General features: G+C 63.0%; 16 protein-coding genes and 1 riboswitch. Of the genes, 3 read left to right on the top strand and 13 right to left on the bottom strand.

Translation table 11 applies throughout. The features are described 5' to 3' along the window. Window positions 1-11 precede the first annotated feature (11 nt). The 12 genes from gcvPB to ACSQ2A_RS01500 all read right to left on the bottom strand — a co-directional run bounded on the left by gcvPB (window position 12) and on the right by ACSQ2A_RS01500 (window position 13,082). A complete protein-coding gene (gcvPB, locus tag ACSQ2A_RS01445; RefSeq protein WP_436070784.1) occupies window positions 12-1,556 on the bottom strand; it encodes an aminomethyl-transferring glycine dehydrogenase subunit GcvPB in 1,545 nt (514 codons plus the stop codon). After that, window positions 1,553-2,896 (bottom strand): aminomethyl-transferring glycine dehydrogenase subunit GcvPA, encoded by a 1,344-nt coding sequence (gcvPA, locus tag ACSQ2A_RS01450; RefSeq protein ID WP_436070785.1) that lies wholly within the window; start codon window positions 2,894-2,896, stop codon window positions 1,553-1,555. Before gcvPA ends, gcvPB begins: the two co-directional genes overlap by 4 nt. A gap of 2 nt (window positions 2,897-2,898) precedes the next feature. Then, the gene (gene gcvH / locus ACSQ2A_RS01455; RefSeq protein ID WP_436070786.1) at window positions 2,899-3,264 is read right to left on the bottom strand and encodes a glycine cleavage system protein GcvH; all 366 of its coding nucleotides are present in this window, start codon (window positions 3,262-3,264) and stop codon (window positions 2,899-2,901) included. Window positions 3,265-3,274: 10 nt separating this feature from the next. Continuing rightward, window positions 3,275-4,432 (bottom strand): glycine cleavage system aminomethyltransferase GcvT, encoded by a 1,158-nt coding sequence (gene gcvT, locus ACSQ2A_RS01460; protein ID WP_436070787.1) that lies wholly within the window; start codon window positions 4,430-4,432, stop codon window positions 3,275-3,277. A gap of 149 nt (window positions 4,433-4,581) precedes the next feature. Then, window positions 4,582-4,672: riboswitch (glycine riboswitch) on the bottom strand. Between the two features lie 491 nt (window positions 4,673-5,163). Then, the gene (locus tag ACSQ2A_RS01465; protein WP_291420166.1) at window positions 5,164-5,646 is read right to left on the bottom strand and encodes a F0F1 ATP synthase subunit B family protein; all 483 of its coding nucleotides are present in this window, start codon (window positions 5,644-5,646) and stop codon (window positions 5,164-5,166) included. A 7-nt stretch (window positions 5,647-5,653) separates the two neighbouring features. Next, window positions 5,654-6,292: a F0F1 ATP synthase subunit B gene (locus ACSQ2A_RS01470; protein ID WP_436071617.1), complete on the bottom strand. Its 639-nt coding sequence runs from the start codon at window positions 6,290-6,292 to the stop codon at window positions 5,654-5,656. A 95-nt stretch (window positions 6,293-6,387) separates the two neighbouring features. Continuing rightward, window positions 6,388-6,615, bottom strand: coding sequence for a F0F1 ATP synthase subunit C (locus ACSQ2A_RS01475; protein ID WP_035087599.1), 228 nt, complete (start codon window positions 6,613-6,615; stop codon window positions 6,388-6,390). 64 nt (window positions 6,616-6,679) lie between these two features. Then, window positions 6,680-7,453 carry a F0F1 ATP synthase subunit A gene (locus ACSQ2A_RS01480; protein WP_295409838.1) on the bottom strand — a complete coding sequence of 258 codons (774 nt, stop codon included), beginning with the start codon at window positions 7,451-7,453 and terminating at the stop codon, window positions 6,680-6,682. A 21-nt stretch (window positions 7,454-7,474) separates the two neighbouring features. Beyond that, a complete protein-coding gene (locus ACSQ2A_RS01485) occupies window positions 7,475-7,852 on the bottom strand; it encodes an AtpZ/AtpI family protein (protein WP_295409835.1) in 378 nt (125 codons plus the stop codon). A 229-nt stretch (window positions 7,853-8,081) separates the two neighbouring features. Further along, a complete protein-coding gene (locus ACSQ2A_RS01490) occupies window positions 8,082-11,537 on the bottom strand; it encodes a chromosome segregation SMC family protein (RefSeq protein ID WP_436070788.1) in 3,456 nt (1,151 codons plus the stop codon). A 99-nt stretch (window positions 11,538-11,636) separates the two neighbouring features. Continuing rightward, window positions 11,637-12,404: a DsbA family protein gene (locus ACSQ2A_RS01495; RefSeq protein WP_436070789.1), complete on the bottom strand. Its 768-nt coding sequence runs from the start codon at window positions 12,402-12,404 to the stop codon at window positions 11,637-11,639. A 90-nt stretch (window positions 12,405-12,494) separates the two neighbouring features. After that, window positions 12,495-13,082 carry a DUF721 domain-containing protein gene (locus ACSQ2A_RS01500; protein ID WP_436070790.1) on the bottom strand — a complete coding sequence of 196 codons (588 nt, stop codon included), beginning with the start codon at window positions 13,080-13,082 and terminating at the stop codon, window positions 12,495-12,497. Window positions 13,083-13,244: 162 nt separating this feature from the next. On the opposite strand from ACSQ2A_RS01500, the gene mutY reads away from it, so the two are divergent. The 3 genes from mutY to ACSQ2A_RS01515 all read left to right on the top strand — a co-directional run bounded on the left by mutY (window position 13,245) and on the right by ACSQ2A_RS01515 (window position 14,993). Further along, window positions 13,245-14,297, top strand: a complete 1,053-nt coding sequence (gene mutY / locus ACSQ2A_RS01505; RefSeq protein ID WP_436070791.1) for an A/G-specific adenine glycosylase — start codon at window positions 13,245-13,247, stop codon at window positions 14,295-14,297. A gap of 70 nt (window positions 14,298-14,367) precedes the next feature. Then, entirely contained in the window at window positions 14,368-14,598 is a 231-nt protein-coding gene (locus ACSQ2A_RS01510) for an AbrB/MazE/SpoVT family DNA-binding domain-containing protein (RefSeq protein ID WP_436070792.1), read from the top strand. Next, window positions 14,595-14,993, top strand: a complete 399-nt coding sequence (locus ACSQ2A_RS01515; protein WP_436070793.1) for a type II toxin-antitoxin system VapC family toxin — start codon at window positions 14,595-14,597, stop codon at window positions 14,991-14,993. Before ACSQ2A_RS01510 ends, ACSQ2A_RS01515 begins: the two co-directional genes overlap by 4 nt. Window positions 14,994-15,045: 52 nt before the next feature. Here the strand turns inward: ACSQ2A_RS01515 and ACSQ2A_RS01520 are convergent, their stop codons facing one another. Continuing rightward, complete coding sequence (locus ACSQ2A_RS01520) at window positions 15,046-15,387, bottom strand: DUF6968 family protein (RefSeq protein ID WP_436070794.1); 342 nt, start codon at window positions 15,385-15,387, stop codon at window positions 15,046-15,048. Between the last annotated feature and the right edge of the window lie 339 nt (window positions 15,388-15,726).

A 15,726-nucleotide genomic window follows, 5' to 3' on the forward strand; every position in this document is an offset into this window, starting at 1 on the left:
CCGCCCTTTCTTTATTCGGCTGCCTGGGGCAGGTCCGCGGGCTTTTCCCACTTCAGCACCGGCTGGCGGGCCGCGCGGGTCTCGTCGAGACGACGGCGGGGCGCCTTGGTCGGAGCGGAGGTGAAGCGCTCCTTGTTGCCCGCAAGCGCGTCATTGGCGAGTTCGGCCATGACGTCGCAGAAGCGGTCGAGCGTCTGCTTGCTTTCGCTTTCGGTGGGTTCGATCAGCATGGCGCCATGCACGACCAGCGGGAAGTACATGGTCATGGGATGGAAGCCCTCGTCGATCAGTGCCTTGGCGAAGTCGAGCGTCGAGACGCCTGAATCCTTAAGGAAGCTGTCGTCGAAGAGTGCTTCATGCATGGTCGGATAGTCGGGGAAGGGCACAGAGAAAATGTGCTGCAGGCGAGCCTTGATGTAGTTCGCGTTGAGCACCGCATCCTGTGCTGCCTGGGCGAGGCCATCGCCGCCATGGCTGAGCATATAGGTCAGCGCGCGGACATACATGCCCATCTGGCCGTGGAAGGCCGTGACGCGGCCGAGAGCGGCGTCCTCGATGTGCTCGACCAGTTCAAGGCCATTGGCGCCCTTGCGCACGAAGGGAACGGGCGCGAAGGGCGCCAGCGCTTCGGAGAGCACAACCGGACCCGCACCCGGACCGCCGCCGCCATGCGGCGTCGAGAAGGTCTTATGCAGGTTGATGTGCATGGCGTCGATGCCGAGATCGCCCGGGCGGACGACGCCCATGATGGCGTTGAAATTGGCGCCATCGCAGTAAAAGAACGCGCCGGCATCGTGCACAGCCCGAGCAATCTCGATGACCTGAGGCTCGAAGAGGCCGCAGGTATTGGGATTGGTCAGCATGATCGCGGCGACTTCGGGCGACAGGGCGGCCTTGACTGCTTCGACGTCGACGGTGCCGTCGTCCTTGGCGGGCACGGGTTTCACCGTGTAGCCGAGGAAGGCGGCGGTTGCCGGGTTGGTGCCATGGGCGCTTTCGGGCACGAGCACGACCGTGCGGTGCGCTTCGCCCTTGGCTTCCTGCGCGGCCTTGATGGCCATCATGCCCAGCAGTTCGCCATGGGCGCCGGCCTTTGGCGACAGGGCCACGGCGGCGGTATTGGTGAGGGTAAGCAGCCAGTGGCTGAGCTGGTTCATCATTTCCAGCGCGCCCTGCACGGTCGAGACCGGCTGGAGCGGGTGGATGTCCGAGAAGCCCGGCAGGCGGGCGATCTTTTCGTTGAGGCGCGGATTGTGCTTCATCGTGCATGAACCGAGCGGATACATGCCGCTGTCGATGGAGTGGTTCATGCGGCTGAGGCGCACATAGTGGCGCATGGCTTCGGGCTCGGTGAGGCCGGCGAGGTCGAGCTTGGTCTTGCGACCGAAACCGCCGAGGCGGTCATTGCTGAACGTTACGTCGGGCAGGTCGACGCCGGAATGCTCGGTGTCGCCGATTTCGAACAGCAGCGGTTCATCGGGGATGAGCGCCGAGCCCGAAGCGCCGGTGCCGACAGTGCCCACGCCGGTGGGGCGGCCTTGCGTATTCATGCTCATGCCAGTTCCTCCGTCAGGGCGCCCGCGAGGGCGGCGATATCGGCGTCGGTCGTCAATTCCGTCGCCGCGAGGATGATGAGATTGTCGACGCTTCGGTCATTGGGCAGCAGGCGGCTCACCGGCACACCGGCGAGGATGCCGCGACGTGCGAGACGTTCGACGAGGCTTGCAGCCGGCTGGGTCGTGCGAATGGTCATCTCGTTGAAGAAGGTCTTGTTGAGCACTTCGACGCCCGGCACCCCGGCAAGGGCATCGGCCAGCTTGATGGCGTTGAAGTGGTTGAGACGGGCGAGGCGGACAAAGCCGGCTTCACCAAGCAGACCCATATGGATCGAGAAGGCGAGGGCGCAGAGGCCGGAATTGGTGCAGATATTGCTCGTCGCCTTTTCGCGGCGGATATGCTGCTCGCGGGTCGAGAGCGTCAGCACGAAGCCGCGGTTGCCGTCGGCATCGACGGTTTCGCCGCAGAGCCGGCCCGGCATCTGGCGGATGAATTCCTTCCGCGTCGCCATGAGGCCAAGATAGGGGCCGCCGAAATTGAGCGCATTGCCGATCGACTGGCCCTCGGCCACGACGATATCGGCGCCAAGGGCGCCAGGAGCCTCGAGGAGGCCGAGGGAGACGACCTCCGTGACCACGACGACTAGCAGTGCGCCCTGGGCGTGGGCGGCTTCGGCTGCGGATTTGAGATCGCGCAGGTGGCCGTAGAAATCGGGGGTCTGGATGACGATGGCGGCGGTGTTGGCGTCGATCTGCTGGAGAATGTCGCCCTGGCCCTCGGGGGAGGGGGAGAGACAGACGAGATCCGGATCGTCCTTGAGATAGGCTTTGACGACGTCGCGATAGTGCGGGTGGAGGCCGCCCGAGAGCACGATCTTGTTTTTTCGCGTCAGGCGGCGGGCCATCAGGACGGCTTCGGCGGTGCCGGTGGAGCCGTCATAAAGGCTGGCATTGGCGACGTCCATGCCCATGATCTTGGCGACCTGGGTCTGGAATTCGAACAGCATCTGCAGGGTGCCCTGCGAGATTTCCGGCTGATAGGGCGTATAGGCCGTAAGCCATTCGGAACGCTGGATCAAATGATCGACCGTCGCCGGCACGTGATGCCGATAGGCGCCGGCGCCGACGAAGAACGGGCCGTCGCCGGCCGCATGGTTCTTGTTGGCGAGGGCGCGCATATGCGCTTCGACGAGGAATTCCGGCTGATGCGCGGGAAGGCCGAGGTCGAACGATTTGAGGGCCGATTTGGGAACGGCAGAGAACAGCGCGTCGATATCGGCGGCGCCGATGACGCCGAGCATGTCGGCGCGTTCATGGGCAGAATGGGGAAGATAGCGCATGGTCAGAGGGTCAGTTCCGCATAGCCGTCGGCATCGAGGAGGGTGTCGAGTTCGCTCGCATCGGAGATGGCGATCTTGAACATCCAGCCGGCGCCCTCGGAATCCGAGTTCACCAACCCGGGCTCATTGGTTAGCAGACTGTTAACTTCGACGATGGTTCCGGTGACCGGCGCGTAGATCTCGGAAGCGGCCTTCACCGATTCGACGACGGCGGCTTCGTCGCCCTTCCTGAGTGCCTTGCCGACGGCGGGGAGTTCAACGAAGACGATGTCGCCGAGCTGCTCCTGCGCATAGGGCGTGATGCCGACAATGCCGGTCGAACCCTCGACGCGGATATATTCGTGGTCGGGCGTGAATTTCGTGGTCATGGCTGGGGCCTCAGACTGATTTGCGGAAATAGCGATGGGGAACGAAGGGTGTCGGCACGACTTCGGCCGGCTGTGAGCGGCCGCGAACCGAAACCTGGAGCTTTGTGCCAATGGCGGTGTGCTCGGGCGACACGAAGCCGAGGGCGATGGCCTTGCCGAGCGAGGGGGCGAAGCCGCCGCTCGTGACGACGCCGATGGGAGTGCCGGATGCATCGAGAATCTCGGCGCCTTCACGGGCCGGGGCGCCTTCGACGAGGAGGCCGACGCGCTTGCGGGTCAGCTTGCCGTCGCGCTCGGCGAGGATGCGCTGGGCGCCGGGGAAGTCGGCAGCCTCGCGGCGGCGTTTTGAGACGGCAAAGCCGAGATCGGCTTCGATGGGGGAGACGGTTTCGTCGAGGTCGTGCCCATAGAGCGGCAGGCCGGCTTCGAGGCGGAGGCTGTCGCGGGCGCCGAGGCCCATGGGTTTTACGCGCGGATCGACCAGCAGTTCGTCCCACAGGGCGACGGACATAGGGGCGGGGGCGAGAATTTCAAAACCGTCTTCGCCGGTATAGCCGGAGCGGGAGACGGTGACGGGGACGCCGTTCCAGTCGAATTCACCGAATTGCATGAAGCCGAGATCGGCGGCTTGCGGGATGAGCGCGGCCATGACGTTGACGGCTTCCGGGCCCTGAAGGGCGAGGAGGGCGCCATCGTCGGCGCGCTTCAAAGTGGCCTTGTCGCCGGCTGCGGCGGCGATGCGGGCAAAATCGCCTTCCTTGGTGCCGGCATTGACGACGATGAAGAGCGTGCCCGGCGTGGTCGAACGGGCGACCATCAGGTCGTCTATGGTGCCGCCCTGGTCATTGAGGAGCAGGGTGTAGCGGATCTGGCCGGTTTTCAGGTTCAGAATATCACCGCAGATGAGCGGTTCAATGATAGCCGCGATGGCGGCGTGATCGGCTTCGGCATCACCGGAAGGCGCATTGAGGACCAGGAAGCTGGGGCCCATATGGCTGACGTCGAAGAGGCCGGCATTTTCGCGCGTCCACTTGTGCTCGGTCATGATGCCGGTGGGATACTGCACGGGCAGGGCATAGCCGCCGAACGGGACGATACGGCCGCCGGCAGTGACGTGGCGCTCATAGAGCGGGGTGTGCTTGAGGTCTTCTGTGGGCGCTTCGGCCATGGGCACTCTCTGGTTCAAGGCGACACGACAAGGCTCCGCCTATGTGGCGGGAATGCGTGCCCCCTCTGTCCTTGCCCTGAGAGATTTCCCGGCTGAGCGCCGGTTGCTACCTTCGGGGAGGCTGCAAGCAGCCTGCTTTCCAGAGTTGTGACCTGACTGCGGTCCTTTTGCCTGAGAGTTTCCGGGGCGGTTGCTCCTTCGGCGCTGGCGTTTTCAGCCAGTCTCTCCCGCAGTCGAGCGCACCATGGGGAAAAATTGTGGTGGCGTCAACGCGGAGTGTGGGGATGTTCACGGGAGGAGGACGGCCGAGCCGTGCAGTAACCCTCATGGTGAGGTGCTTTGCACAGCAAAGCCTCGAACCAGGAGGGTTCGGGGCACGCCCATAGCCCGACGCGCATAGCGCTCTGGGCGTTCTTCCTTGCAATCGCTCCACCGGAGCGATTGCGGCCAGTCAGAACCCTTAGAGGCTTCGCTTCGCTCCGCACCTCAGGATGAGGTCTACTGGGGCGTTTGGGTTGGCCTAGCTTTCTCCTTGGTCGTCACCACCGGGCTTGTCCCGGTGGTCCCAAGCCATCCGCAGGATGGCGGCCCGGAGGCGAGATGGATTGCCGGGACAAGCCCGGCAATGACGACGGGAGGGAAGGGGCGGTGCGACGCCCTGCCAATCGTTCACAAGACAAAAAAGGGCGGGCCCGAGGACCCGCCTTTCAATTCTGCAAAATTACAAAAACTTAGTTCAGGCGACCGGCTACGTCGGCGATGGCCTTGTCGACGACCTGGTTGCCCTTCTTGTTCATTTCGTCGGTGAGGACGAGACGGGCAGCTTCCACGGCCAGATCGGCCGAGCGGGCGCGAACTTCGGCGACGGCCTGGGCTTCGGCCTGGGCGATCTTGTCTTCCACAGCCTTGGTGCGGCGGGTCACGAGATCGGCAAGCGATGCCTGGGCTTCGGAAGCAAGGCGGGTGGCTTCGTCCTGGGCAGCAGCGATGATGCCCTGGGCTTCGGCTTCGGCAGCGACGCGCTTCTGTTCGTATTCAACGAGCAGAGCGGCAGCTTCTTCGCGCAGCTTCTTGGCCTGGGCCAGTTCGTCGGCGATCTTCTGGATCTGGCCGTCGAGCATCTTGCCCACGATGCGGGGGATGCCGAAATACAGCGCCATCGCGATGAAGATGACGAGGGCGACAAGGGCGTAGAACGAGTTGTCGAGTTCCATTTGTCGCTTACTCCTTGCTGGCCTTGGCGACGGCAGCGCGGACGCTGTCGGCCGACACATCGCCGATGATCTGGCCAACGACGGTCTGGGCCGTTTCGGTGGCGATCTCGTCGACATGGGTCAGGGCATCGCGCTTGGTAGCGGCGATACGGGTCTCGGCTTCGGTAACCTTGGCGGTCAGATCGGTTTCGACAGCGCTGCGCTTGGAAGCGAGGTCGGACTGGATCTTTTCGCGGGTTTCGTTGGCAATACCCTGGGCCTTGGAGCGCGCGTCAGCCAGGGCCGTTTCGTAGGCGGCGATGGCAGCGTCGGTCTTCTGGCGGGAAGCATCGGCGGCAGCGAGGTCTGCGTCGACAATGCTCTTGCGATTTTCAAGAATGTTGCCGATGCGCGGCAGGGCAACCTTGCTCATCAGCACATAGAGCGCGCCAAAGGTGATGGCGAGCCAGAGCAGCTGGCTGGGGAAGGTCGCGGGGTCGAAGGGCGGGAAAACGCCTGAATCGTGCTCGCCACCATGAGCTTCGGTGGTGGCATGGGTGTCAGCGGTCGGATCGGCATGGGTATCGGTCGCGCCGTGCGCGGCGTCTTCCACATGCTCTTCGGCCGGTGCAGCCGCTTCCTGGGCGTAAACTTGCGTTACCATCAGGTGAGGTCCCGTAAAATCCGGTCAACCGGCCGTGGCCGGACAAGAACGCGCAGCCGGGAATAGCCCCGGCTGCGTATAATTCGGTCGCGCCAGAATTAGGCGACGAACAGCAGGATCAGGGCAACCAGGAACGAGAAGATGCCCAGAGCTTCGGTCACGGCGAAGCCGAAGATCAGGTTCGAGAACTGGCTCGGGGCAGCAGACGGGTTGCGCAGGGCGCCCGACAGGAAGTTGCCGAAGATGTTGGCCACGCCGATGGCGGCGCCAGCCATACCGAAACAAGCAATGCCGGCACCGATGAACTTTGCGGCTTCAGCTTCCATTTTTGTAGTCCTTTCAAGCGACTTTAGCGGGGGTTCTGGCGGAACAGCCCGCCGTGACTGGTAGTTAGTGAGACGGGTGGATCGCGTCGTTGAGATACATGCAGGTCAGGACGGCGAAGACATACGCCTGGACTGCACCGACGAGAAATTCGAGGCCAGTAAGAGCAATGGCCATGATCAGCGGCAGCGCCGAACCGAGAATGCCGAGGAAACCCAGCGAGCTCATGGTGACGATGAAGCCGGTGAAGACTTTGAGCGTGATGTGACCGGCCAGGATATTGCCGAACAGACGCACAGAGAGCGAAATCGGGCGGCTCATGAAGGAGATGAACTCGATCGGCGCCACGATGGGAAGGATATAGCCCGGCACGCCCGAGGGAACGAAGAGTTTCAGGAACTTCGGACCGTTCTTGACGAAGCCGTAGATGACGACGGTCAGGAAGACCAGCATCGAGAGGGCGAAGGTGACGATGATGTGGCTGGTGACGGTGAAGAAGTACGGCACCATGCCGAACATGTTGGCCACGAAGATGAAGGTGAAGAGCGAGAACACCAGCGGGAAGAACTTCATGCCCGCAGTGCCCGCGGCACTTTTCACCATATTGGCCACGAACCCATAAAGCAGCTCGCTGACGAGCTGGGCGCGGCCCGGAATGACACTTTTCGCCGAAGTGGTCAGGATCAGGTACAGCGAAATAACCGCGACCGTCGCCACCATGAACAGCGAAGAGTTGGTAAAGGAGAAATTCAGGCCACTGCCTGCAGTGCCATCACCACCAAGGTGAATGGGGAACATGTCCTGGATGACGAACTGGTGGATCGGATCAGTACCGGCCAAGATAGAGCCCTCTAAACGTCATCATTTTTCTGTTTCGTCTTTCCCGGCCTGTGCGGGCGGGAGAGGCGAAGCGGCGTTCATTTGCGCCACCACACGGGTGACATTGAGTATTCCAGCGGCAAAGCCCACCAAGAACATGATGAGCAAGCCCCAGGGGCTGGTTCCCAGGCCAAGATCGATGAGGTAGCCGAAGCCGGTCCCCACCAGAATCGCGGCGATGAACTCGGTACCGATGCGCATGCCGCGCGCCATCCCGCTCATCTGCCCAGGATCGGTCCCCGCGGATCTATTGTCCTCAAGGTGCCGTTCCTGCTTGGCTGAAGCAATACGCGATGCAAGATCACGCGTCGCCTCGTTGGCATTTTCAGACTGGCCCTGGATTTTGGGCGGTTTTTCCATCCGCTTACTCCCCCTTGGCCTGCCTTTTCCCGGATTGGTCCGGGTGCCTATTCAGGTCGGGCGCAACATAGTGGTGGCCCCAAATAGTGTCAAGGCGCGTAACGATCTGGTAAGTCTTTGATTTGCCGCGTGATTTTTACGAAATCCAAGGGTGCGGCATGCTGTCCACAGCTCAATTGTGGTGGAGTCGTGGCTGGGAAGGAGATTCCCTGGGCGCTTCTGGGGCGGGTCAGACGACTTCGCGGAAGCTTTCGGCCGTTTGCAGGTCGACGGAGACGAGCTGCGACACGCCGCGTTCGGCCATGGTGACGCCGAAGAGGCGGTCGACGCGGCTCATGGTGATCGGATTGTGGGTGATGACCATGAAGCGGGTATTGGTGCGCTGGCGCATGGAGTCGAGGAGATTGCAGAAGCGTTCGACATTGGCGTCGTCGAGCGGGGCGTCGACTTCGTCGAGGACGCAGATGGGCGCGGGATTGGTGAGGAAAACAGCAAAGATCAGGCTCATGGCGGTGAGCGCCTGTTCGCCGCCTGAGAGCAGGGTCATGGTCTGCGGCTTCTTGCCCGGTGGGCGGGCGATGATTTCCAGGCCAGCTTCGAGCGGGTCGTCACTTTCGACGAAGGTCAGTTCCGCGGTGCCGCCGCCGAAAAGGGTGGTGAAGAGCTCCTGGAAATAGGCGTTCACCTTGCCGAAGGCTTCGGAGAGGCGGGCGCGGCCTTCGCGGTTGAGCGCGGCAATGCCGCCGCGCAGCTTGGCGATGGCTTCGATCAGGTCGTCGCGGTCGGCGACCATGGTGTCGAGTTTTTCCTGAACCTCTTCGGCTTCCTTTTCGGCCGAGAGATTGACCCCGCCGAGGCGCTCGCGCTCGGATTTGAGGCGTTCGAGCTTTTGCTCGGTTGCGGTTTCCGGGGGCAGGGCCTCTTCGGGGCGAATGCCTGAAACTTCGAGGGTGCGGCTGGCGGGAATGCCGAGGCTTTCTTCGACCTGGCGCTCGATCTGCTGGCGCTGGGCCATCGAGCCTTTCAGGCGCTCTTCGATGCGGGTGAGGTCGATGCGGACTTCGGACAGCGCTTCGGCGGCGGCGCGCAGGGATTTTTCGTGATCGCGCCAGGCAGTCTGGGCGGCATTGAAACGGTCGCTGGCTTCCTGGTGGTCGAGATTGGCGTCTTCGATCTGGTCTTCGAGCTGGGCGCGGCGATCCGCAAAACCTTCGGGGGCGGCGTCGAGTTCGTCGAGCTGGGCTTTGACGGCCTCTGTGCGCTGGTCGAGTGTGGCGAGCTGAGCGGCGGCGCCATCGAAGCGGCGCTGCCAGGAGGCGCGGTCGCGGGCGAGTTGGTCGAGCCGAGACGCGCGCATGTGGGCGGCGCTTTCAAAGCTGCCGAGTTTGAGGCGGGCCTGATCGGCGCGTTCGCGGAGGGCGGCGAGGCGCTCGTGCTCTTCTTCGAGGCGTTCAACCAGGTCGTCTTCTTCGCCTGATACTTCGAGAATGATGGCGGCTTCTTCGCGGACGGCTTCGGCCTCGCTGAGATTCGCCTGGAGGCGGGTGTGGGCCTCTTCGAGAGCGGAGCGGCGGGAGGCCAGCTCGCCCTGAGCGCGGAGGGCACGATCGAGTTCGGTCTGGGCGAGGCTGATGGCGTGCTGGGCCTTGCGCCAGTCTTCGCGGCGGGCGCGTTCGGCCTGGCGGGCGAGGTCGAGAGTGGCGGTCTGGTTGTCGATATCGCGGCGGAAGGCGTTGCGCTCGGCCTTGGCGCGCATGACTTCCTCGTCGAGTTCGGCGAGGCGATTGCGCTGCGAGAGGCGGAGGGCAGCGGCGGTCGGGGCGTCGGCGGCGGCGACGAACCCGTCCCAGCGCCACATGGCGCCTTCGAGAGTGACCAACCGCTGGCCGGGCCAGAGGGCGGGCATGAGGCCGGGGCCGACCACATCGCTGACAAGGCCGATCTGGTCGAGGCGGCGCTTGAGGAGCGGCGTGCCGGTGACATAGCGCGAAAGCGGCTCGGCGCCCTGCGGCAGCGGCGGATCGTCATAGCCTTCGATGGCGATGGACCAATGGAGTGGGGCGCCGGCGTCGGACGAGGCATCGAGATCGTCGCCGAGGGCAGCGCCGAGGGCGGTTTCGTAGCCGGGTTCGACCTTCAATTCGTCGACGATGGCGGGCCAGAGGCTGGAGCCGACATTGAGCATTTTGCCCAAAGTGGAGGCTTCGGCTTCGAGGCCCGTCACCAGTGCGTCGAGTTCGGCGAGGCGGGGACGCATTTCGTCGAGTTTTTGCTGGGCGGCGGCGGCCTCTTCTTCGGCGCTGAGGGCGGCGCTTTCGGCGATCTCGGCTTCTTCGTGTGCGGTTTCGAGCGCGTCCTGATGGCGCATCAGGGTTTCGTCGCCGGCAATGGTTTCGGCGATTTTCGCCATATCGGCTTCGACACCGGCGATTTCACGGGTCAGGCGTTCGAGGCGGAGGTCGGCATCGGCGACTGCGCGCTGGGCCTGGCCGCGGCGCACGCGCATCTGGGCGAGGCGATCGCTGAGGAGGCGGGATTCGGTTTCGGCTGTTGCGGCGGCGGCGCGGGCTTCTTCGGCCTCGCGGCGGGCGGCTTCGAGGCCTTCTATGGCCTCTTCTTCTTCGGCCTCGATGCGTTCCTGCTCTTCGGCATAGGCGGCAAGGCTTGCTTCGCTTTCGCTGACCAGTTCGCGTTCGCGGCTGCCGTCCTGAGAAATCTGGCGGAGGCGTTCTTCGAGTTCGGTGCGGCGCTGCTGCAGGCGGCGCGATTCTTCGCTCAATTGCTCGAAGAGGATTTTGTAGCGCTGGAGGATCGCCGAGGTGACGGCCTCGCGTTCGCGGAGGGGCGCGAGGGCGGCTTCGGCTTCTTCGACGTTTTTCTGCGCCACGCGTTCGGCATGGGTGGCATCGGCGAGCTTGCGGATGAGGACGGCCTGCGCGGCTTCGCCTTCTTTCTCCGCGGCGCGGGTGGTGACCCAGCGGATGTGGAAAAGGGTGGCTTCGGCGCGGCGGATGTCGCCCGAGAGGCCACGATAACGGATGGCTAGGCGGGCCTGGCGCTTCAGCGTTTCGAGCTGGCTGCTGATCTGGCCGATGATGTCGTCGACGCGCTCGAGATTGCTCTCGGCAGCACGGAGGCGCAGTTCGGCCTCGTGGCGGCGGGAATGGAGGCCGGAAATGCCGGCGGCTTCTTCGAGAAGGGCGCGGCGGGCCGTGGGTTTGGCGGCGATGAGTTCGCCGATCTGGCCCTGGCGGACCATGGCGGGGGAATGGGCGCCCGTGGACGCATCGGCAAAGAGCAGTTGCACGTCGCGGGCGCGCACTTCCTTGCCGTTGACGCGATAGACCGAGCCGGCCTCGCGCTCGATGCGGCGGGTGACTTCAAGGATATCAGCGGTGTTGAGGGCGGCGGGGGCGGTGCGGTCGGCATTGTCGAGGACCAGCGTCACCTCGGCCGAATTGCGGCCGGGTCGATTGCCGGAGCCGGAAAAGATGACGTCGTCCATGCCGGAGGCGCGCATGGCCTTGTATGAGTTTTCACCCATGACCCAGCGCATGGCTTCGACAAGGTTGGACTTGCCGCAGCCATTGGGGCCGACAATGCCGGTCAGGCCCGGTTCCATGACGAGGGTGGTCTCGTCGGAGAAGCTTTTGAAGCCGTGGAGTTTGAGGCGGGAGAATTTCATCTGCCGCCCCGCGTGAAAAGGAAATGGGGTGTTGAGCTTGCCAACACCCCCTCCCAACCTCCCCCGTCACGGGGGAGGTGCCGATCGAGTGTGCTGGGCTTATTGCGCAGGAGCGGCCGGAGCCATTGCGTCAGCAGCCGGGGCCATCGCATCAGCGGCAGGAGCGGGCGTTTCAGCGGCGGGTGCTGCAGCAGCGCCGGCGGCAGGAGCGACGAAATCGGCGGGCACAAGGGGATCGATCTCGGCAGCGAGCTGCTCGAGCGTCTTGTCACCGGAAAGCGTCTTGCCATTGACATAGAAGGTCGGCGTGCCCTGGAGCCCGAATTCGTTCAGCGCCTGTTCGCGCATGGCTTCCATGCCAGTGAACAGGTCCTGATTCGTCAAGGCAGCATCGAAGCTTTCCTTGGTAAAACCGAGCTGGGTCGCGATCGTGTAGATCGCATCGCGCGGGGTTTCGGAAACGCCCCATTCGCCCTGGGTCTTGAAATAGGTCGAGATGACGTTGTGGTAATTGGTCTCGCCAGCGGCCTCGGCCAGCATGAAAATGGCGGCGTCGAGCACGTTGCGCACGAAGGGGCGCAGGATGAACTTTACCTTGCCGGTATCGACATATTCGGCCTTGAACGGCTCATAGACCGTGTTGTGGAAGGTGGCGCAGTGCGGGCAGGTCGGCGACGCATATTCGATGACCGTGACCGGAGCGTCGGCATTGCCCTGGATCTTGTCGGGGATATTGCCGGCGGGGGCGAGAAGCTTGGCCTGGTCGACAACGTCGCCTTCGGCGGCCTGGGCCGCGCCGAGGCCGCAAAGGCTGAGCGCCGACGCAGAGGCGGCAAGGATGAGGGTCTCGCGACGGTTGAACTTCACGTGTCAGGCTCCTGATTATTGTTCTGCGCGACACTACACATGGGCTTGGTGTCGGCAAGTGGGCATGATTATCACTTGGGGGTGAACGGACTATCTGCCCTTTGGCTCCGATCTGCCGGAGAGCGCCAGGCCCAATGCCCGCAACGCTTCCCGCAGATCCGTATCCTCGATCTTTTCGACCGTGGCGCCGACCTTTGCGATTTCGCTCTGGCTCGGTTGCCTGTTCTTTTGCGCCTTGGCGCCTGAACCGGGGGTGAATAGCTCGGCGGAGAGGCGGACCTCGTTGACGAGGAGGTAGCCAAAGTAGCGGTTTACCGCCATGGCGATATCGGGCGCGGCGTGTTGCACGAAGAGGGCCTGGCCGGGGCCGCAGCGCAGATAAAGCACCGCGCCTTCGTGGCTTTGGGCGGCGCTGCGCGGCCAGATCAGTTTGTCGGGAATGGTGGTCTGGTCATAGGGCGTCGGGGCGATGACGCGCCAATGGGTGATGATGTCCTTGGTCGCAAAGCCGCGCTTTTTCAGCACCGGATCGAGCGCGCCCGAGAGCACGTCAGCAACACTGAGTGTCTTGTTCCTGCGCTTGGGTTCGGGCGGTTCTTTTTCGGCCATGGGGTGGGAGTAGCGCTGGGCGGGAGCGGGGGCAAGGACGATCTCTTGCTGCAATCCCGCTTCTGTCACCGTGCCTCCCGTCCTTTCTACGGTGTCATTCCCGCGAAAGCGGGAATCCCTGTTTCGAAACGGAGATCCCCGCTTTCGCGGGGATGACACGGTGGAAATAGGAAAGATCGAGGCGGGCCGGGGCACTTGCTTCATAACCCTCGAAACTTATATCCATCCGCCATGCCCCTCATTGCCCCCCACGCAATCGACGCCGAAGCCGTGCTCGCCTGGTATGATCGCCATGCCCGCGATCTGCCATGGCGTGTTTCGCCGGGCGATCGGGCTAGGGGTGTGCACGCCGATCCCTATCGGGTCTGGCTCAGCGAGGTGATGCTGCAGCAGACGACGGTGGCGGCGGTCCAAAAGTACTTTCTGCGCTTTACCCATCTCTGGCCGACGGTGTTTGACCTTGCCGAAGCGCCGCTCGACGCGGTGCTGCGTGAATGGGCGGGGCTTGGCTATTATGCGCGGGCGCGAAACCTCTATGCTTGCGCCAAGGCGGTGGTGGACGAGCATGGCGGCGTCTTTCCAAAAACCTCGGAAGGCTTGCAGACCTTGCCGGGGATCGGCGCCTATACCAGTGCGGCTATTGCGGCGATCTGTTTTGATGAGCGGATTGCGGTGCTCGACGGCAATCTCGACCGCGTCCTCGCGCGCTACTATGCGCTTGATGTGCCGGTGCGCGAGGCCAAGGACGAATTGCGGGCTGCTTTGCAGCAAAATGTGCCGGAGCGATCAGGCGATTTTGCGCAGGCGATGATGGATCTTGGCGCGACGATCTGCGCGCCAAGGGCTGCCTCTTGCCTCATCTGTCCGCTACAGCCCGATTGCCGCGCGACGCGGGAGGGCGAGCCGACGATTTATCCCATCAAGCCGGTGAAAGCCGAGCGTCCGGTGCGGCGCGGCCATGCCTTTGTCATGACAGATGCCGGTGGCGATGTTTACCTGCAATCGCGGCCGGGCAAGGGGCTGCTGGGCGGCATGACAGAAGTACCGACCTCCGATTGGGTTTCAGACCTGTCGGAGGTTGCCTATCCGGTCGCCGGCCAGTGGCGCCATCGCGGGCAGGTGGTGCATGTCTTCACCCATTTCCGACTGGAGCTGGAAGTGTGGTCCTCGCTGGTGCCACCAGAGAGTCTCGAACATGGCTGGTGGAGCCCTCCATCGGCGCTGAAGGGCGAGGCGCTGCCGACGCTGTTCAGAAAAGTGCTGGCACAGGCGGGGCTGGAATAGGGACCACTCCCATTGAATTTTGTGGGGTCGTGTAATACCTATTTTGCAGCAGGTATTACCGAGGTGTGCCATGAGCGCGACCGTGACCATCAAGGGTCAGGTGACCATTCCAAAATCCGTAAGGGACCATTTGGGGATCGTGCCCGGTAGCCGGGTCGATTTTCGCCGCACTGCCGATGGTCAGATCGTGATCGAACCCGCGGAGGCAAAGCCAAGCAGCCGCTTCTCCCAGCTTAAGGGGCATGCGGGAGAAGGCATGGCGACCGAAGACATCATGGCGCTAACGCGGGGCGAGCCGTGACATTGGTCGATACCAATGTCCTGCTCGATCTTGTAACCGCGGACCCGAAATGGGCAGATTGGTCGATCGCTTCGCTTGAGGCGGCGAGCCTGCGTGGTCCACTTTTTATCAATGACGTCGTCTATGCCGAACTCAGCGTCCGTTACGAGCGGATTGAATTGCTGGATGAGTTCATCGGCAGGGCAGGACTGGAAATTGTTGACTTGCCACGACCGGCATTGTTCCTCGCCGGCAAGGCTTTTGCGCAATATCGCAGGGTCGGCGGGACCCGGAGCGGTGTCCTGCCGGATTTCTTCATTGGTGCTCACGCGGCGGTCGCTAGGCTTCCGCTGCTGACGCGCGACGAGGGGCGGTATCGGACCTATTTTCCGACGGTTGAGCTGATTTCGCCTTAGTTCAAAGCAAGTAAGGCCGCCGGCTATGTGGCGGCCTCTGTGCAGTCATTTCTCAGATACCATCGGCCGTCGCGTCATCGCCGATCAGGATGTCCCGCAGCGGCTTGGGGACCGGGAAGCCGTAACCTCTTCCTGGGCCTTCAAAGGCCAGCGATTGGTCGCGATGGTGCTGGTTCATGTAGAGCTCGGTTCCAACTTTTTGCATGGCCAAGCTTAGTGCCTGGACGCCGTCTACACCGAAGCCCGAACTGATCCGCGTTCCCTCAGGCCAGCCTATTTCATAGGAGCAGGCCCAATGGTCTGCCATCTTCTCGGGCAAATGAATGCGAACCGGCACCGTCGTTCCGGCATGCTCGCCTGATACCAATCTGAGTATACGTTCTGCTATGATCATCAGGTTTCAATAACTTAGTGGGCGGATTGTCTTGCCCGAGAGGCAGTCGCTGTACCGAAACATCGCTTGTTGATGGCAGGACGCGAGACCAACCATGTTACAATGGAACGTATCCCTCTTATACAGTTCTTCGCACTCGTCCTCAGTCAATCGCCTCACTCCCGCAAGTCGGATTCGTTGGTCACTTGGTTCGGTGTCCTGGACCCATTTGCCAACTGATCCGGTAACTTGGACCCACTGACCGCCCGTGGCGGTGCCGGCCGGGACCCTCGGCTGGTTTGGGTTAAAGCGTTTGAGCAAGAGGTCTGCTCTCATCATCGCAACCGTGATGCGAGCGTT

The sequence above is a fragment of the Devosia sp. LjRoot3 genome (assembly GCF_964252865.1).
Classification (GTDB): domain Bacteria; phylum Pseudomonadota; class Alphaproteobacteria; order Rhizobiales; family Devosiaceae; genus Devosia.

What these genes read in the sequence shown, in the direction of transcription:
- ACSQ2A_RS01475 (WP_035087599.1), bottom strand. Translation starts at nt 6,615, where the DNA reads ATGGAAGCTGAAGCCGCAAAGTTCATCGGTGCCGGCATTGCTTGTTTC.
- ACSQ2A_RS01510 (WP_436070792.1), top strand. Translation starts at nt 14,368, where the DNA reads ATGAGCGCGACCGTGACCATCAAGGGTCAGGTGACCATTCCAAAATCC.
- gcvH (WP_436070786.1), bottom strand. Translation starts at nt 3,264, where the DNA reads ATGACCACGAAATTCACGCCCGACCACGAATATATCCGCGTCGAGGGT.
- gcvPB (WP_436070784.1), bottom strand. Translation starts at nt 1,556, where the DNA reads ATGAGCATGAATACGCAAGGCCGCCCCACCGGCGTGGGCACTGTCGGC.
- gcvT (WP_436070787.1), bottom strand. Translation starts at nt 4,432, where the DNA reads ATGGCCGAAGCGCCCACAGAAGACCTCAAGCACACCCCGCTCTATGAG.
- ACSQ2A_RS01490 (WP_436070788.1), bottom strand. Translation starts at nt 11,537, where the DNA reads ATGAAATTCTCCCGCCTCAAACTCCACGGCTTCAAAAGCTTCTCCGAC.
- mutY (WP_436070791.1), top strand. Translation starts at nt 13,245, where the DNA reads ATGCCCCTCATTGCCCCCCACGCAATCGACGCCGAAGCCGTGCTCGCC.
- ACSQ2A_RS01520 (WP_436070794.1), bottom strand. Translation starts at nt 15,387, where the DNA reads ATGATCATAGCAGAACGTATACTCAGATTGGTATCAGGCGAGCATGCC.
- ACSQ2A_RS01485 (WP_295409835.1), bottom strand. Translation starts at nt 7,852, where the DNA reads ATGGAAAAACCGCCCAAAATCCAGGGCCAGTCTGAAAATGCCAACGAG.
- ACSQ2A_RS01465 (WP_291420166.1), bottom strand. Translation starts at nt 5,646, where the DNA reads ATGGAACTCGACAACTCGTTCTACGCCCTTGTCGCCCTCGTCATCTTC.
- gcvPA (WP_436070785.1), bottom strand. Translation starts at nt 2,896, where the DNA reads ATGCGCTATCTTCCCCATTCTGCCCATGAACGCGCCGACATGCTCGGC.